General features: G+C 69.4%; 26 protein-coding genes and 1 riboswitch. Of the genes, 10 read left to right on the forward strand and 16 right to left on the reverse strand.

Annotated elements, in window-relative coordinates; translation table 11 throughout:
• Positions 1-3 precede the first annotated feature (3 nt).
• From EQ874_RS17350 to EQ874_RS17365, 4 genes are read left to right on the forward strand one after another with little or no spacing between them, the layout of a single operon-like run.
• Complete coding sequence (locus EQ874_RS17350) at positions 4-1,908, forward strand: VWA domain-containing protein (RefSeq protein WP_129977551.1); 1,905 nt, start codon at positions 4-6, stop codon at positions 1,906-1,908.
• Entirely contained in the window at positions 1,908-2,522 is a 615-nt protein-coding gene (gene cobO / locus EQ874_RS17355) for a cob(I)yrinic acid a,c-diamide adenosyltransferase (RefSeq protein WP_129977552.1), read from the forward strand. The genes EQ874_RS17350 and cobO overlap by 1 nt, the downstream gene beginning before the upstream one ends.
• Positions 2,519-4,894, forward strand: coding sequence for a cobyrinate a,c-diamide synthase (locus EQ874_RS17360; RefSeq protein WP_129977553.1), 2,376 nt, complete (start codon positions 2,519-2,521; stop codon positions 4,892-4,894). The genes cobO and EQ874_RS17360 overlap by 4 nt, the downstream gene beginning before the upstream one ends.
• Positions 4,891-5,811: a cobalamin biosynthesis protein gene (locus tag EQ874_RS17365; protein WP_129977554.1), complete on the forward strand. Its 921-nt coding sequence runs from the start codon at positions 4,891-4,893 to the stop codon at positions 5,809-5,811. The genes EQ874_RS17360 and EQ874_RS17365 overlap by 4 nt, the downstream gene beginning before the upstream one ends.
• Before the next feature lie 60 nt (positions 5,812-5,871).
• Here EQ874_RS17365 and EQ874_RS17370 read toward each other — a convergent pair whose 3' ends face one another.
• Positions 5,872-6,561, reverse strand: a complete 690-nt coding sequence (locus EQ874_RS17370; RefSeq protein ID WP_129977555.1) for a haloacid dehalogenase type II — start codon at positions 6,559-6,561, stop codon at positions 5,872-5,874.
• 113 nt (positions 6,562-6,674) lie between these two features.
• On the opposite strand from EQ874_RS17370, the gene EQ874_RS17375 reads away from it, so the two are divergent.
• Both EQ874_RS17375 and EQ874_RS17380 read left to right on the forward strand, forming a co-directional pair.
• Positions 6,675-7,196, forward strand: coding sequence for a hypothetical protein (locus EQ874_RS17375; protein ID WP_129977556.1), 522 nt, complete (start codon positions 6,675-6,677; stop codon positions 7,194-7,196).
• Positions 7,197-7,295: 99 nt separating this feature from the next.
• The gene (locus tag EQ874_RS17380; RefSeq protein ID WP_016932306.1) at positions 7,296-7,844 is read left to right on the forward strand and encodes a hypothetical protein; all 549 of its coding nucleotides are present in this window, start codon (positions 7,296-7,298) and stop codon (positions 7,842-7,844) included.
• Here the strand turns inward: EQ874_RS17380 and EQ874_RS17385 are convergent.
• From EQ874_RS17385 to EQ874_RS17400, 4 genes are read right to left on the reverse strand one after another with little or no spacing between them, the layout of a single operon-like run.
• Complete coding sequence (locus tag EQ874_RS17385; protein WP_129977557.1) at positions 7,747-8,577, reverse strand: cobalt-precorrin-6A reductase; 831 nt, start codon at positions 8,575-8,577, stop codon at positions 7,747-7,749. The two genes, EQ874_RS17380 and EQ874_RS17385, sit on opposite strands and share 98 nt — an antisense overlap.
• Positions 8,574-10,052 (reverse strand): cobyric acid synthase, encoded by a 1,479-nt coding sequence (locus EQ874_RS17390; protein WP_129977558.1) that lies wholly within the window; start codon positions 10,050-10,052, stop codon positions 8,574-8,576. Before EQ874_RS17390 ends, EQ874_RS17385 begins: the two co-directional genes overlap by 4 nt.
• 4 nt (positions 10,053-10,056) lie before the next feature.
• On the reverse strand, positions 10,057-10,827 hold the full coding sequence (locus EQ874_RS17395; protein ID WP_115311498.1) for a CbtA family protein: 771 nt from the start codon (positions 10,825-10,827) through the stop codon (positions 10,057-10,059).
• Between the two features lie 14 nt (positions 10,828-10,841).
• Positions 10,842-11,036: a CbtB domain-containing protein gene (locus EQ874_RS17400; protein WP_016932310.1), complete on the reverse strand. Its 195-nt coding sequence runs from the start codon at positions 11,034-11,036 to the stop codon at positions 10,842-10,844.
• Positions 11,037-11,068: 32 nt separating this feature from the next.
• A riboswitch (cobalamin riboswitch) is annotated at positions 11,069-11,203 on the reverse strand.
• Positions 11,204-11,240: 37 nt separating this feature from the next.
• Here EQ874_RS17400 and EQ874_RS17405 point away from each other — a divergent pair.
• Positions 11,241-11,789: a histidine phosphatase family protein gene (locus EQ874_RS17405; RefSeq protein ID WP_129977559.1), complete on the forward strand. Its 549-nt coding sequence runs from the start codon at positions 11,241-11,243 to the stop codon at positions 11,787-11,789.
• 1 nt (position 11,790) lies between these two features.
• Here the strand turns inward: EQ874_RS17405 and EQ874_RS17410 are convergent, their stop codons facing one another.
• The 3 genes from EQ874_RS17410 to EQ874_RS17420 all read right to left on the reverse strand — a co-directional run bounded on the left by EQ874_RS17410 (position 11,791) and on the right by EQ874_RS17420 (position 14,404).
• The gene (locus EQ874_RS17410; RefSeq protein WP_129977560.1) at positions 11,791-12,714 is read right to left on the reverse strand and encodes a cation diffusion facilitator family transporter; all 924 of its coding nucleotides are present in this window, start codon (positions 12,712-12,714) and stop codon (positions 11,791-11,793) included.
• Between the two features lie 97 nt (positions 12,715-12,811).
• The gene (locus tag EQ874_RS17415) at positions 12,812-13,975 is read right to left on the reverse strand and encodes an FUSC family protein (protein WP_172506060.1); all 1,164 of its coding nucleotides are present in this window, start codon (positions 13,973-13,975) and stop codon (positions 12,812-12,814) included.
• Positions 13,976-13,987: 12 nt separating this feature from the next.
• The gene (locus tag EQ874_RS17420; RefSeq protein WP_064062727.1) at positions 13,988-14,404 is read right to left on the reverse strand and encodes a DUF3151 domain-containing protein; all 417 of its coding nucleotides are present in this window, start codon (positions 14,402-14,404) and stop codon (positions 13,988-13,990) included.
• A 79-nt stretch (positions 14,405-14,483) separates the two neighbouring features.
• Here EQ874_RS17420 and EQ874_RS17425 point away from each other — a divergent pair, with 79 nt between their 5' ends.
• Positions 14,484-15,485, forward strand: a complete 1,002-nt coding sequence (locus EQ874_RS17425; RefSeq protein WP_242496791.1) for a hypothetical protein — start codon at positions 14,484-14,486, stop codon at positions 15,483-15,485.
• Positions 15,486-15,625: 140 nt separating this feature from the next.
• On the opposite strand, the gene fbaA is transcribed toward EQ874_RS17425, so the two are convergent.
• On the reverse strand, positions 15,626-16,663 hold the full coding sequence (gene fbaA / locus EQ874_RS17430; protein WP_064062729.1) for a class II fructose-bisphosphate aldolase: 1,038 nt from the start codon (positions 16,661-16,663) through the stop codon (positions 15,626-15,628).
• A 171-nt stretch (positions 16,664-16,834) separates the two neighbouring features.
• Between fbaA and EQ874_RS17435 the strand changes: the two genes are divergently transcribed.
• Complete coding sequence (locus tag EQ874_RS17435; protein ID WP_232284675.1) at positions 16,835-17,569, forward strand: VTT domain-containing protein; 735 nt, start codon at positions 16,835-16,837, stop codon at positions 17,567-17,569.
• 100 nt (positions 17,570-17,669) lie between these two features.
• Here the strand turns inward: EQ874_RS17435 and EQ874_RS17440 are convergent, their stop codons facing one another.
• The 4 genes from EQ874_RS17440 to EQ874_RS17455 all read right to left on the reverse strand — a co-directional run bounded on the left by EQ874_RS17440 (position 17,670) and on the right by EQ874_RS17455 (position 21,005).
• On the reverse strand, positions 17,670-18,788 hold the full coding sequence (locus EQ874_RS17440; protein ID WP_129977561.1) for a glycoside hydrolase family 76 protein: 1,119 nt from the start codon (positions 18,786-18,788) through the stop codon (positions 17,670-17,672).
• Positions 18,789-18,865: 77 nt separating this feature from the next.
• Complete coding sequence (locus EQ874_RS17445; RefSeq protein ID WP_016932319.1) at positions 18,866-19,552, reverse strand: RNA methyltransferase; 687 nt, start codon at positions 19,550-19,552, stop codon at positions 18,866-18,868.
• A 2-nt stretch (positions 19,553-19,554) separates the two neighbouring features.
• On the reverse strand, positions 19,555-20,163 hold the full coding sequence (locus tag EQ874_RS17450) for a hypothetical protein (protein ID WP_064062730.1): 609 nt from the start codon (positions 20,161-20,163) through the stop codon (positions 19,555-19,557).
• A gap of 59 nt (positions 20,164-20,222) precedes the next feature.
• A complete protein-coding gene (locus EQ874_RS17455; RefSeq protein ID WP_129977562.1) occupies positions 20,223-21,005 on the reverse strand; it encodes an SDR family oxidoreductase in 783 nt (260 codons plus the stop codon).
• A gap of 67 nt (positions 21,006-21,072) precedes the next feature.
• Between EQ874_RS17455 and EQ874_RS17460 the strand changes: the two genes are divergently transcribed.
• Entirely contained in the window at positions 21,073-21,513 is a 441-nt protein-coding gene (locus EQ874_RS17460) for a hypothetical protein (RefSeq protein ID WP_064062732.1), read from the forward strand.
• On the opposite strand, the gene EQ874_RS17465 is transcribed toward EQ874_RS17460, so the two are convergent.
• Genes EQ874_RS17465 through galT form a run of 3 tightly spaced genes read right to left on the reverse strand, consistent with a single transcriptional unit; the run spans position 21,504 to position 24,489 of the window.
• Positions 21,504-22,232 (reverse strand): lysoplasmalogenase family protein, encoded by a 729-nt coding sequence (locus EQ874_RS17465; protein WP_129977563.1) that lies wholly within the window; start codon positions 22,230-22,232, stop codon positions 21,504-21,506. The two genes, EQ874_RS17460 and EQ874_RS17465, sit on opposite strands and share 10 nt — an antisense overlap.
• A gap of 23 nt (positions 22,233-22,255) precedes the next feature.
• On the reverse strand, positions 22,256-23,377 hold the full coding sequence (gene galK / locus EQ874_RS17470) for a galactokinase (RefSeq protein ID WP_129977564.1): 1,122 nt from the start codon (positions 23,375-23,377) through the stop codon (positions 22,256-22,258).
• Positions 23,374-24,489 (reverse strand): galactose-1-phosphate uridylyltransferase, encoded by a 1,116-nt coding sequence (galT, locus tag EQ874_RS17475; protein ID WP_129977565.1) that lies wholly within the window; start codon positions 24,487-24,489, stop codon positions 23,374-23,376. Before galT ends, galK begins: the two co-directional genes overlap by 4 nt.
• Position 24,490 lies beyond the last annotated feature (1 nt).

Below are 24,490 nucleotides of genomic sequence, written 5' to 3' on the forward strand. Positions count from 1 at the left end.
CCTGTGGAGGTCGAAGTGCACGTGTATCCGTTCGGTGCGGTGGTCGGTTCCGACGACCTCGCGCTGGCCCTGACCCTGTGTGCGGTGTCGCCGTCGATCGGCGGTGTGCTGGTACGCGGCGAGAAGGGCACCGCGAAATCGACGACGGTGCGTGCGCACGCTGCACTGTTGCCGCCGGTCACCGTCGTCGAGGGATGCCGGTTCTCGTGCGATCCGACCGCACCCGATCCGTCCTGTCCGGACGGCCCTCACCCTGCCGATGCGGCCGCGCATCTCCGGCCGGTGCGGCTCGTGGAACTACCCGTCGGGGCGGCGGAGGATCGCGTCACCGGCTCGCTGCATCTCGGCAAGGCGCTGTCCGAACGCCGGGCCGAGTACGAACCCGGTCTCCTGGCCCTCGCCCATCGGGGTGTGCTGTACGTCGACGAGGTCAACCTCCTGCACGACCACCTGGTGGACCTGCTGCTCGACGCCGCCGCGATGGGCCGCTCCACCGTCGAACGTGACGGTGTGTCCGTCGAACATGCTTCCCGGTTCGTGCTGGTCGGAACGATGAATCCCGAAGAAGGCGAACTGCGTCCGCAACTCCTCGACCGTTTCGGGCTCGCCGTCGACGTGGCCGCGCCCCGCGACCCGCAGGTGCGTGCCGAGATCGTGCGGCGGCGGATGGCCTTCGACGCCGATCCCGCCGGATTCACCGCCCGGTGGGCGGATCGGGACGCCGAATGGTCACGAGGCATCGTCGCCGCGCGCGAACTCGTCCCGCAGGTCGTGCTGAGCGACGACGCGCTGGTCTCCATCGCCGAGGTGTGCGCGGCCTTCGACGTGGACGGCATGCGCGCCGACCTCGTCACCGCTCGCACCGCGATCGCACACGCGGCGTGGCACGGGCGTACCGAAGTGACGCGCGAGGACATCGCGGCAGCGGCGCGGCTGGCATTGCCGCATCGGCGGCGGCGCAATCCCTTCGATGCACCCACGAGCAGCGACGATCTACTCGACGAACTGCTGGGCGAGGACGACACCGACCCGGATCCCGATCCGGGCCCCGACGATCCCGGTGGCGGTGAGAGCGCACCCGGCGAGACTGCGGGCGATGTGTCCTCCGACTCGGCCGGCCGATCGTCCTCCACGCTGTCGTCGGCATCGGATCCGTATCGCACCAGGGTGTTCTCCGTCGACCGGGTCGGACACGGTGCGGCCGGTCGCCGGTCACGGGCGGTCACCACGATCGGCCGCACCGTGGGCAGCCGCCGCGGCGATTCCGGTCCCGTCCACCTGCCTGCGACGATTCGCACCACGGCGTTCGCCGACAAGGACGGTTGGCAGCTTCGCCGGAAGATCGTCGAGGGCCGCGAGGCCAATCTGGTGTTGCTGTGCGTCGATGCCTCCGGCTCGATGGCGGCACGCAATCGCATGGTCCAGGTCAAGACGGCAGTCCTGTCGTTGCTGCTCGATGCCTACCGTCGCCGCGACACCGTCGGTCTCGTGACCTTCCGCGGCACCGGAGCGACGGTCGTGCTGCCGCCGACGAATTCGGTGGACGTGGCGGCCGCGCGCCTGCAGGAACTCCCCGCCGGCGGACGCACGCCCCTGGCCGAGGGCCTGACCGAGGCGGCCGAGACCGTGCGGCGCCATTCGCTGCGCGATCCCGATCGCCGCACGCTTCTCGTCGTGGTCACCGACGGTCGCGCCACCGCCGGCCCCGATGCCGTCCGTCGTTCACTCGAGGCCGCGGACGTGATTGCCGCTCAGGGAATCTCGTCGGTCGTCGTGGACTCCGAGACCGGCCGGTTCCGGATGGGGCTCGCGATGCGTCTGGCCGAGCGTCTCGGTGCCGAGTACGTACCCGTCGGTGAGGTGGACGCCGACGCACTCACCGGAATCGTCAGGGAAAGGGCTGCCTGATGCCCCAGGGACAACCCACCGTCGTGCCCGACGACGGTCTCACCACCCGCCAGCGTCGCAACCGGCCTCTGCTGATGGTCAACACCGGTGACGGAAAAGGAAAGTCGACAGCGGCTTTCGGTCTCGCTCTGCGGGGATGGAACCAGGGATGGTCGGTCGCCGTCTTCCAGTTCGTCAAGTCCGCCAAGTGGCGACTCGGCGAGCAGACTGCCTTCGAGACTCTCGCCGGCCTGCACGACGAGCGGGGTACCGGTGGTCCCATCGAGTGGCACAAGATGGGGTCGGGCTGGTCGTGGTCGCGTAAGGAGGGCACCGAGGAGGATCACGCCTCCGATGCGCTCGCCGGGTGGCGCGAGATCCAGCGACGTCTCGCCGTGGAACAGCACGGGTTGTACGTGCTGGACGAGTTCACGTATCCGATCGACTGGGGCTGGATCGATATCGACGAGGTCGTCGAGACGTTGACCTCACGACCGGGGCGCCAGCACGTGATGATCACGGGTCGCCGGGCCCATCCGAAGCTCGTCGAGGTCGCCGACCTCGTGACGGAGATGACGAAGGTGAAGCATCCGATGGACGCGGGGCAGAAGGGCCAGCGAGGGATCGAGTGGTGAGAGTTCCACGTGTGGTCGTCGCCGCACCCGCATCCGGGCACGGCAAGACGACTGTCGCCACCGGTCTCATGGCCGCTCTGCGACGGGCCGGACACATCGTGTCGGGCCACAAGATCGGTCCCGACTACATCGATCCCGGTTACCACTCGCTCGCCACCGGGCGGCCCGGTCGCAATCTCGACCCGCACCTCGTCGGCGAAGACCTCGTCGCCCCCCTCTTCCTGCACGGCGCCGCCGGCGCGGACATCGCCGTGATCGAAGGCGTCATGGGGGTGTACGACGGGATGATCGGCACCGACGGGTACGCGTCCACCGCCCATACCGCGGCCCTGCTGTCCGCGCCGGTGATCCTCGTCGTCGACGTCTCGCACGCCTCCCGGTCGATCGCGGCGATCGTGCACGGCATGGCGTCCTACGATCGCGGCACCCGGATCGCCGGTGTGATCCTGAACAAGGCCGGATCCCGGCGACACTCGGACGAGGTGATCCGCGCTCTCGAACCGACCGGCATCCCGGTCCTCGGAGTCCTCGGCCGCGACGACGGCATCACCGTCCCTTCACGGCATCTCGGACTCGTGCCGGCCGAGGAACGCGGCGAGGCGACAGCGCAGGTCGATCGGCTCGCGGCGCAGATCGCCGAGCACATCGACCTCGGTGAGATCGTCGGTATCGCCTCGATGGCACCGGACCTTTCCGCCACGGCCTGGGATCCGGGATCCTCCGCGGAGAACGGACCGGTGATCGCCGTCGCCGGTGGCCGGGCCTTCACCTTCCGGTACACCGAGACCGAGGAACTGCTGCGAGCCCACGGATGCCGGCCCGTGGCATTCGACCCGCTCCGTGACGAACGGCTTCCCGCCGGCACCGCAGGCATCTACCTCGGTGGGGGCTTCCCCGAGGTACATGCCGCCGACCTCGCCGCGAACGCGCCTCTACGCGCGCACCTGCGCGACGCGATCGCGGCGGGGGTTCCGACCGTCGCCGAATGTGCCGGTCTGCTCTATCTCGGTCGTGACGTCGACGGGCACGAGATGGTGGGCGCGCTCGACGCCTCGGCGCGGATGACACCGCGCCTGACACTCGGCTACCGCACGGCGATCGCCCCGCAGGACACTCTTCTCGCTCCTGCCGGCAGCCGCGTCACCGGCCACGAATTCCACCGCACCGTGATCGATTCCGGCGCGTCCCCGGCGTGGCTGCTCGACGGCCGGCCGGACGGCGTCGCGACCGCGACCGTGCACGCGTCGTATCTGCACACGCACTGGGCCGGCCATCCCGAGCTCGCACGACGATTCTCGGACGCCGCACGGGCAGCGGAACCCTCGCCCGAACCCGTCTCCGCACCGGCACGTCGTCGAATACACGAACCCGACCTGCACCATCACGGCGACCGCGACGCGACCGAAGGCCTGGTCGACCTGGCCGTCAACGTCTCGCGCCGGCCACGACCGGCCTGGCTCGACGACGCCCTGCGTTCCTCACTGGACCGTCTCGATCGTTATCCCGACCCGAGCGGCGCCCGCGCCGCCCTTTCCGTCCGCCACGGCCGCAGCCTCGACGAGGTTCTCCCGACGGCCGGAGGCGCCGAGGCGTTCACGCTGATCGCCAGGGCGCGAGCATGGCGGAAACCGGTGGTGGTGCACCCGCAGTTCACCGAACCGGAAGCGGCGCTGCGGGTGGCCGGGCATCGCGTCACGCGGGTCGTGCTGCGCCGCGAGGACGGGTTCGTCCTCGATCCGGCTGCGGTTCCGGAGGACGCCGACCTGGTCGTCGTCGGCAATCCCACCAATCCCACCTCGGTGCTGCATCCGTCCGGCACGCTCCTGGCACTGGTGCGACCGGGACGGGTCGTCGTCGTCGACGAGGCGTTCATGGACGCCGTTCCGGACGAGACGGACTCGCTGACGGACCGGCCCGTTCCGGGGCTCGTGGTGTTGCGGTCGCTCACCAAGACCTGGGCGATCCCGGGCCTGCGCGCCGGATACGTCGTCGGCGACCGCGAGGTGGTCGCGGATCTCGCTGTGCAGCAACCACCCTGGTCGGTGTCGACTCCCGCCGCAGCCGCGATGATCGCGTGCGCGTCCGACGAGGCGGCACGCGAGACCGCCGTCATCGCCCGGGAGATCGTGGCCGACAGGGCGGTTCTCGTCGACGCGCTCTCCGGTCTCGGGATCCGCGTGGTCCCGGCCGCTACGGCCCCGTTCGTGTTGGCGGAGGTACCCGAGGGGACTCGGGAGAAGCTGCGGGAGAGGGGCTTCGCGCTGCGTCGCGGCGATACCTTCCCCGGTCTCGGAGACGAGTGGGTGCGCATCGCGGTGCGTGATGCCGCCACCACGGGGGCGCTCGTCGAGGCGTGGAGAACGATCCTGTGAAACACAGGGCCCTCGGGCTGGTGCTCGGTTACGCCGCCGACCAGGTCTTCGGCGATCCGCAGCGGTGGCATCCCGTGAGCGGCTTCGGGACGGTGGCGCGCGCCACCGAGAGCCGGCTCTATGCCGACAACAGTGCCTCCGGGGTGGTCTTCACCTCGGTGCTGGTGGGTTCCGTCGGAGCGGTGGGGTACGTCGCCGACCGCGCGACCCGCCGTCGCCCGGTGCTGTCGATCGCGGTCACCGCGCTCGCGACCTGGATCGTGCTCGGGGGCCGTTCGCTCGGGCACGAAGCCCGGACGATCGATGCCCAGCTGCGCGGGGGTGATCTCGCCGCGGCGCGGCGGCAGGTGACCCACCTGGTGGGTCGCGACCCGTCCCGGCTCGACGAGAACGGGATCGCCCGCGCCACGATCGAGTCGGTTGCCGAGAACACCTCCGACGCCGTCGTCGCGCCGCTGTGGTGGGGCGCGATCCTCGGTCCCGCCGGCCTGCTCGGCTACCGGGCCGCGAACACCCTCGACGCGCGTGTCGGCCACCGCACGCCGCGTCTCGAACGGTTCGGATGGGCCTCGGCGCGGTTCGACGACCTGCTCAACCTTGCCCCGGCGCGGCTGACGGCTCTGCTGGCCGCGGCGCTGGGGGACGACTCTCGGGGTGCGATGGGTGCGTGGCGGCGGGACGCGCACCAGCATCCGAGTCCGAACGCCGGACCGGTCGAGGCGGCGTTCGCCGGCGCTCTCGGCATCAGGCTCGGCGGCGCGAACGTCTATCACGGAGTGGTCGAGGACCGCGGCACGCTCGGCGACGGGCCTGCGCCGTCGCCGAGCGATATCGGACGGACCGCTCGGCTCGCCTCGAAGGTGGGAATCGGCGCCCTGGTGACGGCAGTCGCCGTCGCGCTCGCGTGCCGTCGATAACTCCTTCCCGACCCTTCGCCCCCGGCCTTGTCGGTGGTTTCCCGCCCGAGGACACAGGTGTCACGGCATGTGGCGCAGGTCGTCGATGCGATGGTCGAATTCGCCGTCGGTGTCGTCGACCGCGTCCTCGAGGCGCCCGTTCTCGAGCGGCCGGTACACGAAGACGGTGTTCAGACCGACCTCGCGGGCGGCGCGGAGGTCGTAGGGATGCGAGGCGACCATCGCCGCGCGGGACGGATCGACTCCGAGATAACGGCAGGTGCGTTCGTAGAGGAAGTGCTCGGGTTTGAAGGCGCCGAACAGTTCGGCCGTGAGGATGACGTCGGCCTCGAGTTGCCGGTCGCGGAAGAGGGTCACCATCGTGGCCATATCGGTGTTCGACAGGGTCGCCACGACGGCCTGCGAACAGAGTTCCTTCAGTCCGGGTCGCACGTCCGGCCACGCTTCGAGGCGTTGCCATGCCCGCGCCGTCTCGATGCGCACATCGTCCGGAAGGTCGATCCCGAACTGCTCACACACGTCGCCGAGTCCGTCGACGTAGGAGTCCTGCACGCGATACCAGTTCTCCACCGACTGGTCGAGACGGAGGATGCGCTCGTAGTAGTCCTTCCTCCAGGCCCGGACCAGGTCGCCCACGGTCGCCGGATCGGCGTCCGGTCCGAGGGCATCGGCCACCGCGCGGGTGACCGGGGTGTAGAAGTCCATCAGGGTGCCCTGCACGTCGAAGATGTACGCGTCGTATCGGCTCACGCTCCGGAGCATGCCCGGTCACGTCCTCCCGAAACGAGCCCGCCGAAGACCCCACGCCGGTGTGACCTGCGTCGCATACTGGGACCGAAGCGTCGCGCCTTCGGGGGTACACCATGGACGACCTGGCCGAATTCCGTCACGATCTCGATCGCATCGAACACCGCGTCGCCGGTGAGGTGACCGTCGGCCGCTCACGCGTCCGGATCCTGGCGGGATGTGTCGCGCTGCTGGTGGTAGGTCTGCTGCTTCCGCAGGCCACGTCCGTGACGTCTCTGACGACCCTCGTGCGCTGGGATTCCGACTCCGTCGCCCTGCCGGTGCGGATCTTCGACGCTTTCGTGGTGGTGTTCGGCATCCTCGTACCGCTCGTCGCGTTGCTCCGTCGTCGCTGGGGTGCCGCAGCGATCGCGATGCTCGGTTCGGGCGCGGCGTCGATGGTGGGGCTGTTCGCCGTCTGGTCGCAGGCCGGGATGGTCGCCCACACCCCACACGCACCGCATGTGGGCCTGTACCTGTGCTGGGGCGCCGTGATCGCCTCCACTGCGGTGTGGCTGCCTGTCGTACTCTCCACCGCTCCCCTGCGCAGCGATCCTCCGATCACGGCCGGAGTTCTGACACCCCGGCACGGCCGCTGATCTCGCGTCCAGCAACTTGACAGTGGCGCGCATCACACTTTCGGTGCAACACTGTAATCAGTGCAACACGCACCCCGGTCGCGTCCCCGGGAGGACATCATGCGACATTCACACATCCACGGATTCGGACGAACGGGCGGTTGGCAGCAGGCCGACGTCCCCGACGCGAGCGATGCCGCCGAGTGGTTCGCCGGCAGGCTCCCCGACGACTGGTTCACCGGACAGCCCGACATCGAGATCGACAGGGAGGAAATCTTCGTCGTCGGCCCCCTCGGGGTACCCGACGGCGCGAGCGACACCGAGATCGACGGACGCATCGCTCGGTTCCGCGAGACCACACGCGCCGACCGGATGCGCATCGCCGACGAGGCCGAGGCCCGCTACGGCCGCAAGGTGGCCTGGGGGGTGAAGATCGGCGACCGCACCGCCCTGTTCACCCACCTCGCCGTCCCGGTCATGACACGGCTGCGCCAACCCGAGCGGAAGGTACTCGACACTCTCGTCGACGCGGGGGTCGCACGGTCCCGTTCCGACGCACTGAAGTGGACCGTCAGGCTCGTAGGCCGGCACTCGGAGCAGTGGCTCCAGGAACTGCGGGAAGCGATGAAGAAGGTCGACGATCTGCGTTCCGAAGGTCCGCAGGTCTGACCTCCGAGACTCGGAGAACCCAGTCCCGCGCCGTCGTCACGGAATCCACCGTGGCGACCCCGCGGGGCGCGGCAGGCCGGCGCACGACGATCACGCGCACGCCCAGCTCGTCCGCCGCGTCGAGTTTGCCGCGGGTGAACGAACCACCGGAGTCTTTCGTGACGAGCGTGTCGATCCTGTTGTCGAGCAGAAGCTTCCGTTCGTCGTCCCTGGTGTAGGGACCGCGCCCGAGCAGCACCGACCAACTCGGCGGCACGTCGGTCGTCACGGGGTCGACGACGCGGACGAGCACGTCGTGTGCAGCGAGCGGCCCGACGAAGCGGTCGAGCGTCTGCCGTCCCGTACTGAGGAAGATCCGCCGGCCGGTCGCGGCGTTACGGGCCGCGGCGTGGTGGTCGTCGACCCACGTCCACCGACCGTGCCGGTCGTGCCAGCCGGGCCTCTGCAGACGCAGCAACGGCACGTGTGCCACGGTGCATGCCGCAGCGGCGTTCGCACTGATGCCGGCTGCGAACGGATGGGTGGCGTCGACGACGGCTCGGATACCGCGCTCGCTCAGGTACCGGGCGAGGCCCTCGGCGCCACCGAACCCTCCGATGCGTACCGGGCCGACGGGCAGGCGCGGGTTGCGGACCCGGCCCGCGAGTGAGGACTCGAACTCGATCGCGTCGTCGTCCAGAGCAGCGGCGAGCGCGCGTGCTTCACCGGTTCCACCCAGGATCAGGACCGTCACCGCAGAGTCCCCGTCAGCACCGGCAGGGTCCGCTCGTCGGACAGCATGTCGAGCAGGGCATCCATGTCGAGGTGCTCGTCGACGAGGTCGGCGAGTGCCTCGATGCGGGACTCGCGTGCAGCCGGGAAACTCACCTCGCCGGTACGGATCTCACGACCCACCGCCGCGGCGACCTCGTGCAGCCACGCCCACCGCAGAGCATCCCCTTCGAGGGCACCGTGCCACATGGTGCCGAACACCGAACCCACCCGTACGCCACCGAGGAAGTCCGTGCCGCCGTCGACGGTGATGCGTCCGTGATGGATCTCGTATCCGGAGGCAGCGGCGTCCAAGGCCGAACCCCGGGGTAACCGCAGAACCTTGGCCGGGCCGAACGTGGTGCGCACCGGGAGCAGTCCGAGGCCCGCCGCGTGCGCGCCGGGCACACCTTCGACACCGTGCGGATCGTCGATGTGCGTACCGAGCATCTGGAATCCCCCGCAGATACCGAGGACCGGATAACCCCGGTTCGCGTGTTCCACGATGGCGGTGTCGAGACCCCGCGAACGAAGCCACGCGAGATCCGCCAGGGTCGCGCGGGTTCCGGGCACGATCACCACATCGGTTCCGGCGAGCGCCCGGGGATCGTCGACGAAACGAACCCGCACATCCGGCTCCAGGCACAACGCGTCGACGTCCGTGAAATTGCTGACGCGCGGCAGCATCACGACACCGATGGTCACGGCGCCGTCGCCGTCGTGCGCGGGACGGGAGGTGAGGGCGAGCGAGTCCTCGGAGTCGAGCCACAGGTCGCGCTGCCACGGCAGCACACCCACTACCGGGCGGCCGGTGAGCTGTTCGAGCGAATCCAGCCCGGGCTTCAGGAGCGAGACGTCGCCACGGAACTTGTTGATCACGAAGCCGCGGACCAACTGTTGATCCGCGGCGTCGAGCAGAGCCAGCGTGCCGTACATCGACGCGAAAACGCCACCGCGGTCGATATCGCCGACGACGACGGTGGGCATCGAACCATGCCGTGCCAGTCCCATGTTCACGTAGTCGTGGGCACGCAGGTTGATCTCCGCCGCGCTACCGGCACCTTCGCACACCACCACGTCGAACCGGTCGCGGAGATCGTCGAACGCGCCGAACGCCGCCTCGGCGAGATGCCGTCGACCACCGGCGAATTCGCCCGCTTCCAGCACACCGGCCGGCCGGCCGAGGACGACGACGTGGCTGCGCCGGTCGCTACCGGGTTTGAGCAGTACCGGGTTCATCGCGGCCTCCGGGATCGCGCGTGCGGCCACCGCCTGGATCCACTGAGCGCGACCGATCTCCGCGCCCTCGTTCGTCACCATCGAGTTGTTCGACATGTTCTGCGCCTTGAACGGCGCGACCTTCAGGCCGCGCCGCAACAAGGATCGGCAGATCCCGGTGACGACAACGGATTTCCCTGCATCCGAAGTCGTTCCGGCGACGAGCAGGCCCGAACCCATGCGGTCAGGCCGGAATCGGCACGCGACGGGAGGCGCGTTCGGTGAGGTAGGCGAAGACCACGCCCAGCGTCGTCCACAGAGTGAGCTGCACGGTGAACGACGCCACCCGGAACTCCCACAGCAGCGTTGCGGGGAAGCCTTCCCCGACCTCGTCGACGCTCGGCAACGCGAGATATCCCAGGCCCACTACGACGAGGAATGCGACTGCGGGACCGGCGATGCGGACGGTGTGCAGATCCTGGGTGGCGAGCGCCTTGGCCACCGCCACGGCAACGGCGATCGCGACGAGTCCGAGGACCACCGAGGCGAGCCACAGCAGAGTGCGCTGATCGATCGTGGCGGGATCGCCGACGGCCGGCGGGTTGGCCGGATACTTCAGGAACGGAACCGCTTCGATCGCCAGCCACGCCCCGGCCGCACCGACCAGCCCGAGCTTCCAGCCCGGCATATCGGTGAGACGGCGCGCGAAGTGCAGCACCGACGCGTAGAGGGCACCGAGCGCGAGACCCGCCAGGCCGGTCGCGAGGAACAACCCCACCTTCTGGCCGGTACGGCCGACGAGCGCATCGTCGCCGTGACTGTGACCGTGGGATTCGCCCGCGGCCGTCGCATGATCGTGATCGTGCGAATGCGATTCGCCTGCAGCCTCTTCGAGCGCGATCGCCGATTCGATGTGAGGTTCGCCGACGACGAAGGCGACACCGCCCGCGAGCAGACCCGCGACGAGTCCGGCGAGCAGGCCCCTCAGTAACAACCGGGTGTAGGTTCCGGGCATCGTGATTCCCGTTCTCAATGGCACGGAAGACCGAGCAGGTGCCGGCCGTCGTGCATCAGTTCGTGCATGAACATGCCGGTGCGCGAGATCGCGCCCTGATCGAATCCGACCAGATAGAGAACGAGAAATGCCGCCACGATCACTGCGGCGAGAGCCACTGCGAGTGCGGCAGAGCCGAGCGACTCGCCGGGTGTATGGACAACAGCCATGACAATCCTCCAGGGATTTCGCGTCCCATTCGATTCCGTCATGTGCCGCGGGAGTTTTCTGGCTTCCGAAGATCTCGCGTTCTCCGGTTACAGTGGCGCGACCGCTCCGGTTTCCCACCGGATTGCCTACACCTCGGCACATCGTTACCGACGAACCTTCGCACCGCTCGGTCGGCGATGTCAAGCGGAAAGGACATACCTGCCGTGCCCCGATTGTTTCTCGTCGCACATGCATCCACCTGTGCGACGGAACAGGCCCGATTCCCCTGCGACGAGCCGCTCTCGGACAGAGGCCGACGCGAACTCGAGCGCGCCTCCGCACCGGTCGTCGACCGGTGGGTGTGTGCACCGGAGCGACGCACGGTCGACACCGTCCACGCCTTCGGGTTCCCCGCCGAGATCGACCCTGCCCTACGCGAGCTCGACTACGGCACGTGGGCCGGATCTGCGATGGACGACGTACCCGAGAGCGAGTTGGAGGAGTGGCTGACCGATCCGGCGGCAGCACCGCACGGCGGCGAATCCGTGGAAGACCTGCTCGGCCGGGTCTGCACCTGGCTGGCGGCACAGGGCGACGGCTACGAACGTGTCGCAGCGGTGACCCACCCCGCGGTCGTCCGGGCCGCGACGGTGTGCGCTCTCGACGCTCCGGCGGCCGCGTTCTGGCGGGTCGACGTGCGGCCGCTGGACGTCGTCCGGTTGCACGGCCGACCGGGCCGGTGGACGTTGCGGCCGAACCGATTCCCGCGGTGAGCTACCACGTCACGTCCTTCTCGCACTGCTTCCCGTCGACCGTCGATTCCACCTGGACGGTTGCGTGCTCGAGCCCGTGCGACGACAGCGCGGTGCGCGCCGAGTCGAGGATCCACTGCGGGTCGTGGTCGCTGACGAGATGCACGGTGGCGACGTCCATGCCGGTGGTCAGCGTCCACACGTGCAGGTCGTGCACGCCGCACACGCCGGGCAGCGCGAGCAGGTCGGTGCGCAGGAGGTCGACGTCGAGGTGCGCGGGCGAGGTCTGGGTGAGAATCCGGAGCGACTCGGCAGCCAGTCGCAGTGCGCGCGGCACGACCCACAGGGAGATGAGCACACCGACGACGACGTCGGCGAGGCTCCAGCCGAAGATCATGACGAGTGCGCCTGCGATGAGAACGCCGACCGATCCGACGGCGTCGGCGAGCACCTCCATGTAGGCGCCGCGCACCGCGATGCTGTCCTTCGCGTCGGCCCGGAGCATGAGCATCACGACGATGTTTGCGGCGAGTCCCGCGAGGGCGGTGACGATCATGGGGAAACCGGGGAGTTCGGGGGCGTCCCCGATGCGGTCGATCGCCTCGTAGAAGACCCATCCCGCGACGCCGAGCAGCAGCACTGCGTTGACCATCGCGGTGAGGACCTCGGCGCGGTGCCAGCCGAAAGTACGCGAAGCGGCGGCACTTCCACGCCGGGCCAGAACGAGGGCGACCATGCCCATGGACACCCCGACGACGTCGGTGAGCATGTGCCCCGCGTCGGCGAGGAGTGCGAGGGATCCGATCAGGAGACCGACGAACGCCTCGAGCACGAAGAACGCGCCGAGGATGCCCAGCGCGAAGCCCATGCGCCGGATGACGCCGCGCGTGGGACCGGCCCCGCGACCATTGCCGACGCCGTGTGAGTGCCCGTGACCCGAACCCATCGATCTCCCTCTCCGAAACCTCGGGCCATCGTATGCATGAATGCGCATATGTTTCAACGCCAGGTGCCCGGCGTGGGTGGAGGACCTGTCCGAGGCCCTATTCGTCCGGGTCGTAGGCCGGGTGTTCGACGGTGGGCGGAAGGGTCGCGATCGCGGAGATCCGCTTGAGTCCGGCGGTCTGCAGCAAGTCCACGATCAACGACCTCATCTGCGCGAACACCACCGTCGCCGACACCCCCGCCCCGGCGATGAGGTCGGGATCCATCTTCTTGGCGATGCTGCGCAGCACACGCGCGGCCTCGGCCTGATCGGGCTGCTCCCCCGGCTCCGCCAGAACCATCCCGCGGAGCACGTCCACCGCATCGGCCACCTCGACGAAACGCTGCACGAGCCGCGGATCGAGGATCTCGTCGTCGCGGACGAGGGTCAGCGACCGGCGCGCGAGCACCCGGATGTTGCGCATCGCGTGGTCGATGGGATCGGCTGCGGCGGCGAGCACCGCGAGTCTGCCCCGACTGTTCCAGTAGAGGGGCGAGATCCGGCTGATCTCCCGTCCGCCCGTGAGGTGGGTGCGCATCGTGTCGATCGCGGGCTGGGTGGCCCGCGCCTGCTTGAGTGCGTCCTCGATCGGTTTCGGATTGTTCTCGACGAGCCCGGCCTCGACCTTCCTCAGGACTTCGCTCGCCGTCGCGAGGACCTCGGCGGCGTTGCGCCGGGCACGCCGCACCGGATGGGTGGGGATCATGGCGACGACCGCGATCCCCGTGAGACCCCCGACCAGGGCGTCGACCATGCGATCGGGCCCCCCTGTGCCACCGGGCGGCAACAGCGTCGCCACGAGCACCGCGGAGTTCCCGGCCTGCATCGCGAAGATCGGGCCGCTGTTCAACGCGACCGCCGTACTCATCGCGATCGTCACGACGAGCGCGATCTGCCACGGTCCGCTGCCGATCAGCGAGACGAGCAGGTCGCCCACGCCGATCCCGACGGTCACACCGCAGACCAGTTCGACGGAACGCCGCAACCGGGCGCCGAGACCGAGCCCGAGGGAGACGACTGCCGCGATGGGCGCGAAGAAGGGCTGGGCGTGACCGACCAGATCCTTCGCCACCCACCACGCCAGACCCGCCGCCAGCGCGCACTGGATGATCGGCAGCGCCGACGAACGCAGCCGTTCGAACGAGTCGGTCAGGCGCCTACGGGCTCCTCGGCGGGTGGGACGGCGTCTGGCCGCGACGGACAGTCTGTTGGCCACAGACATGTACGGCGGCGTCTATTCGACGCCCAGAGCTTCCGCTGCCCGCGGGTCGCAGTCCTCGAGCAGGTCCAGGCAGCGGGCGTGTTCGTCCGTCTCGCCGATCGTCTTCGCGGCCCGGGCGAGTACGGCGACGCAACGGAGGAAGCCGCGGTTGGGTTCGTGGCTGTAGGGCACGGGACCGAAGCCCTTCCAGCCGTTGCGACGCAGCTGGTCGAGACCGCGGTGGTATCCGGTGCGTGCGTAGGCGTAGGCGGCGATCGTCTCGCCACCGTCGAGTGCGGCCTCGGCGAGGTACGCCCATGCGATCGAGGCGGTGGGATGGTCGGCTGCGACCTTCGCCGGGTCCTCGTTGTTCAGCAGGGCCGACTCCGCGTCGTCGTCGCCGGGGAGCAGGGTGGGCTGAGGTCCGAGAAGATCACCGAAAGACGTCATGGGGTCATTCTGCCCTCCCGTCGCGAAGGCTCGATAGAGTCCCCGGGTAACCGCAGGCCGTCGAGCGAGGTGCAGCACGTTGTCGGACCCGAAGAACGAAGAGACACCCGAGAAGACTTCGACGACCCCGGATGTGGGAACACCGGACGGGGATACGGAGAACGAGCCTGCCGACAAGGCGATTTCCCCCGGGGAGCGGGAGGTGGCGGCCCTCGGGCAGACCGAGGCCGTCGTGGTGGGCACGGCAGATCGGCGTGCAGCCGCCGACGAGCCGGAAACCCCCGTCTCCGACGAAACCGGGAAGCCGGATGCCGACGCCACGCCTTCGGATGCGGATGCGGATGCGGATGCCCACGAGACAGCAGACACGAACGAGAGCGACACGAACGAGAGCGTCGCCACGGACGAGACCGTGGCGATGCCCGTCGTCGAGCGGGAGGCCGTCGAGTCCCGCCCGGCTCCCGAGCCCGAACCCGCGCCCGACGTCGCCGATACGCCGACGGTGCAGATCCCCGTTCGCAACCATGTGCCCAAAGCGCCACCGCAGCGCATCGCGCCGCGCGGTGAGGAACCGCCGGCGCAGCCCGAGCCTGTCCGGGTGGCGGTCCAGCCCACACCCACGCGCATCCCGCCCGCACGCGACAAGGGACGCCGACGGTGGCTGGGAGCCGCAGGGGCGGTAGCCGCGCTGGTGGTGGTGGTGGCGATCGCCGTGGCCGCGGTGGTGGTGTTCGTGCAGCAACGCGCCGACAACTCCCCCGAGAGCCGCATCCGCTCGAGCATCGACACCTTCGTCGGAGCACTCGAATCGGGCGACCTCGCGACCCTGCAGGAGTCGACCTGCGGAGCGCTCTCCGACTTCTACGCGACGGTCGAACCGCAGAACTTCCGCGACATCCATCGACTCGCCGTCGAGCAGGGTGAGATTCCGGTGGTGACGAGCGTCGATCGCATCCAGATCACCGACAGCACCGCGATCGCCCAGGTCACCGCGCACACCGCGAACAATCCGTCCGATGTCACCGACCGCACCTTCGATCTCGCCCTCGACGGCGAGCAATGGAAGGTCTGCAGCGAATAACGGCAGCCCCGACCGACGGCGGTGCCGAACGCGCAGAAGTCGTCGAGTGCGCTCGGCGTGTCGCGACGGTGCCTGCGCACCGACCGGACGACGCAGGGCGCCGACGAGAACGTCGGCGCCCTGCGTGCAGCGGTGGTTTCCTACTTGGCCGAGACCGAGCGTCCCGCCGACTTGAGGTCGTTGCAGGCTTCGATGACACGCTGCGTCATGGACGCCTCGGCCTTCTTCAGGTAGCTGCGCGGGTCGTAGGTCTTCTTGTTGCCGACCTCGCCGTCGATCTTGAGCACACCGTCGTAGTTGCTGAACATGTGTGCCGCGATCGGGCGGGTGAACGCGTACTGCGTGTCGGTGTCGACGTTCATCTTCACGACGCCGTAGCTGAGCGCCTCGTCGATCTCCGACTTCAGTGAGCCCGAGCCGCCGTGGAAGACGAGGTCGAACGGCTTCGAGCCCGCCGGCAGACCCAGCTTCTTCGACGCGACGGCCTGGCCCTCGGCGAGGACGGACGGCTTGAGCTTGACGTTGCCCGGCTTGTAGACGCCGTGGACGTTGCCGAAGGTCGCGGCGAGCAGGTACTGGCCCTTGTCGCCGGCGCCGAGCGCGTCGACGGTCTTCTCGAAGTCCTCGACCGTGGTGTAGAGCTTGTCGTTGATGGCGTTCTCGACGCCGTCCTCTTCACCGCCGACGACACCGATCTCGATCTCGAGGATGATCTTCGCGGCCTTGGCGGCAGCGAGGAGCTCCTGGGCGATCTCGAGGTTCTCGTCGATCGGAACGGCCGAGCCGTCCCACATGTGCGACTGGAACAGCGGGTTCTGTCCGTTGTTCACGCGCTCCTGGGAGATCGCCATGAGCGGGCGGACGAAGCCGTCGAGCTTGTCCTTCGGACAGTGGTCGGTATGGAGGGCGATGGTCACGTCGTACTTCTCGGCGACGACGTGCGCGAACTCGGCAAGCGCGACGGCACCGGTGACCATGTCCTTCACACCCAGGCCCGAGCCGAACTCGGCGCCACCGGTCGAGAACTGGATGATGCCGTCGCTGCCGGCGTCCGCGAAGCCCTTGATGGCGGCGTTGATCGTTTCGGACGAGGTGCAGTTGATCGCCGGGAACGCGAAGGAGTGTTCCTTGGCGCGGGCCAGCATCTCGGCGTAGACCTCGGGAGTCGCGATAGGCACAGCGGCTGTCCTCCAGATGAGAGTCGATGGGCATCCCACCGGGATAGGGTGGGTGCCCGGGTTGTCCTTGCAGTATGTCAAGTGAGACGCCCGCTCGATACTCGGGCCGTCCCGGGGGGTGTCGGGATTCGGGGAGAGGTGGACGCCGCCGGTACCCTGGACCGCGTGACTGTGCTCGAAGCCTCGGAGTCCGTGACCAATCTGGCCCTGCTACCGGGGTTTCTGGATCCTGTCAATCTGCTCAATTCGTTCGGGACCTGGATGCTCATCGGGCTGCTGCTCGTGGTGTTCATCGAATCCGGCCTGCTGTTCCCGCTGCTGCCCGGCGACTCGCTGCTGTTCACCGCGGGCCTGATCGCAGCGGCCAAGTCGGCGGAGGTCGAACCGTTCGCCCCACTGTGGGTGCTCATGGTGACGATCCCGATCGCGGCGGTCCTCGGCGACCAGGTCGGCTATCTCATCGGCGCGAAGGGCGGAACCAGGCTGTTCAAGCCGGATGCGAAGCTCTTCAAGCAGGACTACATCGACGAGGCGCACCGCTTCTTCCTGCGCCACGGACCCGCGATGATCTTCCTGGCACGTTTCGTGCCGATCGTGCGTACCTATGCCCCGCTCGTCGCGGGCGCCGCGAAGATGCCCTACCGCGTGTTCATCACCTACAACGTCATCGGCGGCATCGTGTGGGGCGCCGGCGTGACGCTGCTCGGCTACCTGCTGGGACAGATCAGCTTCATCGCCGACAACATCGACATCATCTTCCTGGGCATCGTGTTCGTCTCGGTCATCCCGATCATCACCGAGGTCGGCAAGCGCATGCTCAGCTCGCGTCGGGCCAAGAACGGCCGGGCGCCGGTCGCCGAGGTCGACGACGCGACCATGCCGATCAACCGGCTCGAGTCCAAGTAGGACGAGTCCGACCAGGAACGGTCCGGGTAGGAACGGTCCGCACACCTCGGAAGGTGGATTCCCGCCCGTCGAACGAACGGGCCGGAATCCACCTTCTTCCCTATCGGGACCGGGACGCCGCGACGGCGTAGGCGGCTTCCATGAGCATCCACCCACCGAGCTGCACGGACATGTCGCGCTCGGGTACGGCCGACTCCCGGACGGTGCCGCCCGCGAACCGCGCCACCGAGGTGCCGAGGCCGGGCAGCCGCGCCTGCTGCGACCAATCACGTCCGAAGACCGGCAGTTCCTCGACCTGCAGCCGGTTCTCCCAGGCAGCCTCCGCCGACGCCAGCACGATCCGTGCCGCGACAGTGCGGGCACGGACGTCGTCGCCGTCGACGACAGGCAGCGTGGTGGCGACCATCGCCAGGTAGCGGGCCAGGATCCCGTTGAACAATCCCCCGTCACCGCCTCCCCCGCCGGTGACGACGCTGCGTTCGGTGAGGTGGTCGTCGACCGCGGCGACGAGCGCGTGGACCCTCCGCCGATGGCAGGGATCGTCGAGTTGCAGGGCCAGCTCGGTCTCGAGGCCGAGCGTCACGCCCTGGCAGTAGCTGTAGATCGCGCGTTCGTGCACGCCGTCGCGGATGCCGTCCAGGACCAGACCGGTCTCGGGGTCGAGCAGGACGTCGTGGATCCAGTCGGCCATCTCCACCGCGCGGTAGACCCTGCCGGTGCGGGCGAGCAGCAGCGCCGCCGGACCGTTCGCGGGGGCATTGAAGAAGTTGTCACGCCGACGCCACGGGATGCCGCCGCCGCACTCCGGTTGCCAGGCGTCGACGAGCTCGTCGACGAGGGTCGCGATCGCGCCGCGATGGTCGACGTAGAGGTGCCGTTCGGCACGTTCGAGCGACAGGCCGAGCCACGCCATGTCGTCGTAGTAGTTGTTGGTCCAGCCGGTGATGTTGCGGAAGCGGTGGGTGCGCGCGAGCCGCACGACGCGGCGACGCCGGCGCGGGGTGGCGTCGCGCTCGGCAGCGTCGACGGCGGTATCGATCAGGTGCGCCTGCCACCAGTAGTGCCAGGACAAGAACAGTCGCTCGCGACGAACGGCCGGCCATCCGACCACGCCGAGAGCGGTGCCGGGCAACGCCCAGAGCCGACGGACATGCCGCGACACGATCGCTCCCTCGGCGGCATCGGCCCGTTCCGACCAGACTGCTGCTGCGGTGTTCATCACCCTCCACACTGCCCGACCTGCGGCCGTCCCGACGACGGTCCGCGCGACTTTCATCCCGGAATGCGGGCCGGGTGTTACCAGGCGTCCGAGAAATCGGCGTGCTGCCGGATCCACGCGTGCATCGCGATGCCCGCGGCGACACCCGCGTTGATCGACCGTGTGGAGCCGAACTGGGCGATCGAGACGGTCATCGACGCCACGTCGCGGGCCTGCTCGGTGACACCGGGGCCTTCCTGGCCGAACAGCAGCAGGCAGCGGCGCGGCAGGGTCGCGGTCTCCAGCCGCACCGAACCCGGAGTGTTGTCCACGGCCACGATCTCGAGGTTCTGCTCGGCCGCCCACGCGACGAGGGCGTCGACATCGGAGTGGTGGAGCAGATGCTGGTAGCGGTCGGTGACCATCGCTCCGCGCCGGTTCCATCGGCGTCGTCCGACGATGTGCACGGTGCCCACGGCGAATGCGTTGGCGGTGCGGACGACCGTGCCGATGTTCGCGTCGTGAGCGAAGTTCTCGATGGCGACGTGCAGCGGGTGGCGACGACCGTCGATGTCCGCCACGATCGCCTCACGGGTCCAGTAGCGGTAGGCGTCGACGACGTTGCGCCGGTCGCCGTGGGCGAGCAGCTCGGGGTCGTATCGCGGGTCGGTGGGCGGCTCGGTGCCGAACTCCTCGATCCACGGTCCGACGCCGTGCGGGTGCTCACCCCATTCGGTGGGTCCCGCCACGTCCTCGACGGCCGGCCCGGAATGCGTGTCGGTCACCGTCAGAACGTTTCGTTCGAACCCGCTGCGACGCGGAAACCGTGACCGGTGGCGTCGTTGGTGCAGGTCACGTCGGCTGCGGTGGCGGCACACGTGTAGCCGAGCTGCGAGAGCGACGATCCCGGAGGCAAGGTGGGGCTCGCACCGTCGGGCGAGAGGTAGACCGGCCCACCGGAGCACACGAACTCCCCTTCGCCGGAGTCCTGCACGCGGATGCCGAGTCCCCAGTTGACCATGCAGTCCTCCGGGCGCGGCGGGATCGGATCGGTGGGGCCTTCGCAGCCCGCCTCGGTGCGAGTGGGCAGCCGGACGATGCCGCATTCGAAGGTGCCGTCGGGGCTGCTGAAGTAGTACGACTCGTTGCGCTGGTACTCGACCTGCGCGAGCGGAGCCGGTTCCTCCGGGGAGGTCTCCGGCTCGGGAGCCGGTTCGGTCGTCGACGGGGTCGTCTCCTCGGTGGTGCTCGGAGCGACCGTCGTGGACGAGGTCGTCGAGGCAGCCGCCGAGGTCGTCGTCGACGTCGCTCCGGAGTCGGCCTCCGGCCCGTCCGCGGAGCCTCCGCATCCTGCGACGAACAGTGCCGCACCCGTGACGACTGCGACCGGCCACATCCGAATTCTCACGCAACACCCTTCCCGACGACGTGCGGGTGTCACTCTATCGAGCGGCGTCAGTGGCCGGTCAGGCGCCGGTTGACCAGCCGGTTCGCCCATCCGGGCGACACCTGGGCGAGCATTGCCAGCACGGTGGCCTGTCGGCCGACGGGCCGATGCACCCGTGCGGAGCGCCGCGTGGGGCGGGTCGCGTCGAACACCGCGCGGGCGACGTCGTCGGCCCCGAGGTTCACGCCCAGGGAGCGTCGCGAGCCGATGTCCATCCCGTCGACCATGTTGGTGTCGACGAACAGCGGCCACAGTGCCTGCACCTTGATGTCGTGGCGCGCCCACTCGAGTTCGAGGGCTTCGGTCAGGCCCCGCACCGCGAACTTGGTGGCGCTGTAGGTGGCGAGGTCGGGTTGTCCGTAGAGCGCCGACGCCGAGCACATGTTCACGATCTGCGCGCCGGGGGTGTCGCGGAGATACGGGAAGGCGGCGTGGCAGCCGAGGACGACACCGGTGACGTTGACGTCGACGATCTGCCGGTGACGGCTCGCCGGGGTGTCCTCGAACGGGCCGGACGACAGCAGGCCCGCATTGTTGACGAGGATGTCGAGCCGGCCGTCGGTGCAGAACTCTTCGAGTGCGCGGGTCCACGCGGAGGTGTCGGTGACGTCCAGGACACCGGTGACCACCTGCCCCGAGGGGATCGAGGCAGCTTCGTCGGCGAGGCTCGCGAGCCCTGCGGTATCGACGTCGAAAGCACCGACGCGGTGGCCGTGGCGGGCGAAGAGCAGGGCGGTGGAGCGGCCGATTCCGGCGGCGGCTCCGGTGACGACCACGGTGGGAGCGGACATGGCATCACCCTAATCGCGGGCGGGAGCCGACAGGACCGAGCGGGGATAGGCTGGGATCGGAGGAGCTGTGAATCGTCGTATCGTCGCTACTGTCGCATTCGTCACCGCGGGATATGTCGTCGTTCTCGCGTTGTGGCTGAACCTGTTCCTGCCGATCTCCGAACCGGGCACCGAGGGCTTCCAGGTGGTCTTCCTCGTCTGTCTGTACGGCACCGTGCTCGGCCTGTCCTTGGCGCTCGCGGGTCGGAGTCCGAAGGCTCTGCGCAGGATCGAACGCGAGGGTTACGAAGGGTGGGCGATCATCCGTTCGGCAACGCCGCTGGATCTCACCGCGACCGGTCAGTTGACCCGGCTCGATCTCGAACTCACGGTGCCGGGTTCGGAGTCCTATCGCGGCACCGTCGTCTACGAGGTCGACCGCCGTAACCTGCACCGCTACGCACCCGGCGAGGTCGTGAGCATCTGGGTGGATCCGCTCGACCGCGACCGGATCGTGCTCTATCCCTGAAGCTCCCGGCGTGTGAGTGCGAGCAGCCCCTCGACGAGCAGCAGCTGGGCCGCTGCGTAGGTGGCCAGGACGAATCCTTCCGCCGCCGCGCGGGCCTTCTCGTCCTTCAGCAGGGTGCGGCGAACGATGATCGAGCCGTCGGAGAGCGTGAAGATCAGCCCGCCGAGACCGAGCCGGCTCCGCCGATCCGAGCCCGGCACGGGCAGCCCCGCGCGCACTCGCGCACCGGGGGCGAGGGCGGGATCGCCCGCGAGGGTGGCGGTGGTGGCGAGCAGCGCACCGTATCCGGTCAGCGGCGCGGCCACGGATCGGTTGCGGACGGCGAGCAGACCGGCCGCGCCGGCCAGCGCACCGGCGCGCTGCACCGCGACCGGCTTCGACACGCGCGCACCGTGCCGGGCGAGGATCGTCGAGTAGGCCGTCTGCATGGCACCGAAACAGGCTGCACCGCTCAGGATCCTACGGTCCTCGTCGGATCGGATCATGGCGATGTCGCCGAGGGTGGCCGCGGCGAGACCCGCGACCAGCAGGGCGGTGTCGGCGCGGTCGGTGTCGCGGGATCGGCGCAGCACCCGCACCGCGAGCGCGGGTGCGATGAGCGGTTTGGCGATCTTCTGCAGTTTCTCGTTCCCGGACACCCCACCGATGACGGTGGCAACCGACGCCGCGGCGAACACCGCGTGCTCGACGCCCCACTTCTTTCGATCGAACCGACCCATGCGCGCACAGTACCCGGAGATGATCAGCAGCGGCGCGCACCGCCGGACGCTGTGGCGCGCAGGAAGGTCGGTGCCGCGAAGGCGCGACGTGCGGCGGCGTCGGCGACCGCCTGCCGCACCGGGTCGACGTGACCGTTCTCGCACAATGCGATCGCCGACCCGCCGAAGCCGCCCCCGACCATCCGGGCACCCAGAGCACCCGCTGCGACAGCCGCGCCGACGGCGGTGTCGAGTTCGGGGCAGCTGACCTCGAAGTCGTCGCGCAACGAGCGGTGCGACGCGTCGAGCAGCGGGCCGAGATCCCGGATCCGCCCTGCCCGCAACAATTCCGCGGCCTCACGGACCCGGGCGATCTCGTCGATCACGTGCCGGGCGCGGCGACGGAGGACGCGATCGTCGAGCGGGTCTGCGGATGCGGCGTTCCGCAGGGTGCCGACGCCGAGGAGCCGGGTGGCGTCCTCGACCTCACGGCGGCGCTGTCCGTACTGCCCGTCGGCGAGCCGGTGCCCGGTTCCGGTGTCGACGACCAGCACGGTCAGTCCCTGCGCCTCCGCGTCGAACGGGATGTGTTCGCTGCTGCCGTCGGCGAAGTCGAGCAGCAGCGCGTGTCCGGGGCGTGCGTGCAACGCGATCCGCTGGTCGAGTCCGCCGGTGGGTGCACCGGCGTAGTCGTTCTCCGCGCGCACGCACGCCGTGGCGAGCCGATCACGGCCGTCCTCGTCGAGGGGCAGCCCGCACAGGTCGGCGAGTGCCACCGCGATCGACGTCTCGAGCGCGGCGGACGACGAGAGTCCCGCTCCGACGGGCACGTCCGAGGCGACCGCGATGTCGGCACCGGTGAATCCCGGCGGATCGAGCGTCCAGATCACTCCGGCGACGTAGGCGGCCCAGCCGTCGACGTGCCGGTCGCGCAGATCGAGGTCGACGGGGTCGAATCCGGCGCTGCGCACGCGCAGCAGATGATCGGAGCGGCGACGCACCGCCACGGTGGTGACCTGTGGGAGAGCCATCGGCAGGCACAGACCACCGGCGTAGTCGACGTGCTCGCCGATGAGGTTGACGCGCCCGGGGGCACACCAGCAGCCCTCGGGTTCGGTGCCGAACTCCGCCGTGAACGCCGCGCGGACGGTCTCTGCGAGTGTCATGTCGCCACCTCACGTAGCCGGGTGGCGATCCGTTCGGGGGTGGTGTCGCTGATCCACGCCCCCATCGCCGATTCGGATCCCGCGAGATATTTCAGCTTGTCCGGGGCCCGTCGCAACGAGAAGATCTGGCAGAACAGCCGCACCTCCTCGCGACCCGCACCGATCGGTGCCTGATGCCAGGCGGCGATGTAGGGGGTTCGGTCGACGCCGGGGAAGAACCGGTCGACGCGGCCGAGGAGGTCGCGGTAGGCCCGGGCGAGTTCGTCGCGTTCGGGCTCGCCCAGGGCCGCGAGGTCCGGGACGTCGCGGTGCGGGACGAGATGCACCTCGACGGGCCAGCGGGCCGCGGCGGGGACGTAGGCCGACCACGTGTCGCCGGACCACACGAGTCGGGTCCCTGCCCGGCGTTCGGCGTCGAGGATGTCGCTTTGCAGCGACCTGCCGGTCCGCCGGCGATGCTCACGGGCACGGTCCAGCAGAGTCTGCGAGCGCGGCGGGACGAACGGGTAGGCGTAGATCTGACCGTGCGGATGTTGCAGTGTCACACCGATTTCCACACCGCGGTTCTCGAAGCAGAAGACCTGCTGCACGTCCGGCAGACGCGAGAGCGCGGCGGTGCGGGCGGCGAGCACATCGATGACGGTGCGCGCCCGGGGCAGGGTGAGGTCCGCGAACCGGGCGTCGTGGTCGGGGGTGAACGCGACGACCTCGCAGCGGCCGGTCGCCGGTCGCCGCGGCCACAGCCCGTCGCCGTCGACGAGATCCTCACCGGCCGGCGGTGCCCCGAGCGAGGGGAAACGGTTCTCGAACACCACGACGTCGTAGTCGCCGGCCGGGATCTCGCTGCGCACCCCCGCCCTGCTCGGGCACAGCGGGCAGTCGACGGCCGACGGCAGGAAGGTGCGGTCCATGCGATGCGCCGCGAAGGTCACCCACTCCCCCGTCAGCGGGTCGCGGCGCATCTCGGAGGTCGCCGCGACCGGCGGCAGGTCGCGGCCGTCGTGGAGGTCGCGGGTCGCGGCACCGGAGACGAACGGCTCGGTGTCGTCGAAGTAGATCAGTTCCCGGCCGTCCGCGAGACGCGTGACGGTCTGCCGGACCCGCGCCCCCACG

The organism is Rhodococcus sp. Q1, from assembly GCF_004153645.1.
Classification (GTDB): domain Bacteria; phylum Actinomycetota; class Actinomycetes; order Mycobacteriales; family Mycobacteriaceae; genus Rhodococcus; species Rhodococcus gordoniae.

Coding starts and splice junctions, on each gene's coding strand:
- cobO (WP_129977552.1), top strand. CDS start 1,908: ATGCCCCAGGGACAACCCACCGTCGTGCCCGACGACGGTCTCACCACC.
- EQ874_RS17375 (WP_129977556.1), top strand. CDS start 6,675: ATGGACGACCTGGCCGAATTCCGTCACGATCTCGATCGCATCGAACAC.
- EQ874_RS17380 (WP_016932306.1), top strand. CDS start 7,296: ATGCGACATTCACACATCCACGGATTCGGACGAACGGGCGGTTGGCAG.
- EQ874_RS17390 (WP_129977558.1), bottom strand. CDS start 10,052: ATGGGTTCGGGCCTGCTCGTCGCCGGAACGACTTCGGATGCAGGGAAA.
- EQ874_RS17395 (WP_115311498.1), bottom strand. CDS start 10,827: ATGCCCGGAACCTACACCCGGTTGTTACTGAGGGGCCTGCTCGCCGGA.
- EQ874_RS17400 (WP_016932310.1), bottom strand. CDS start 11,036: ATGGCTGTTGTCCATACACCCGGCGAGTCGCTCGGCTCTGCCGCACTC.
- EQ874_RS17410 (WP_129977560.1), bottom strand. CDS start 12,714: ATGGGTTCGGGTCACGGGCACTCACACGGCGTCGGCAATGGTCGCGGG.
- EQ874_RS17415 (WP_172506060.1), bottom strand. CDS start 13,975: ATGTCTGTGGCCAACAGACTGTCCGTCGCGGCCAGACGCCGTCCCACC.
- EQ874_RS17420 (WP_064062727.1), bottom strand. CDS start 14,404: ATGACGTCTTTCGGTGATCTTCTCGGACCTCAGCCCACCCTGCTCCCC.
- EQ874_RS17440 (WP_129977561.1), bottom strand. CDS start 18,788: ATGAACACCGCAGCAGCAGTCTGGTCGGAACGGGCCGATGCCGCCGAG.
- EQ874_RS17450 (WP_064062730.1), bottom strand. CDS start 20,163: ATGTGGCCGGTCGCAGTCGTCACGGGTGCGGCACTGTTCGTCGCAGGA.
- EQ874_RS17455 (WP_129977562.1), bottom strand. CDS start 21,005: ATGTCCGCTCCCACCGTGGTCGTCACCGGAGCCGCCGCCGGAATCGGC.
- EQ874_RS17465 (WP_129977563.1), bottom strand. CDS start 22,232: ATGGGTCGGTTCGATCGAAAGAAGTGGGGCGTCGAGCACGCGGTGTTC.
- galK (WP_129977564.1), bottom strand. CDS start 23,377: ATGACACTCGCAGAGACCGTCCGCGCGGCGTTCACGGCGGAGTTCGGC.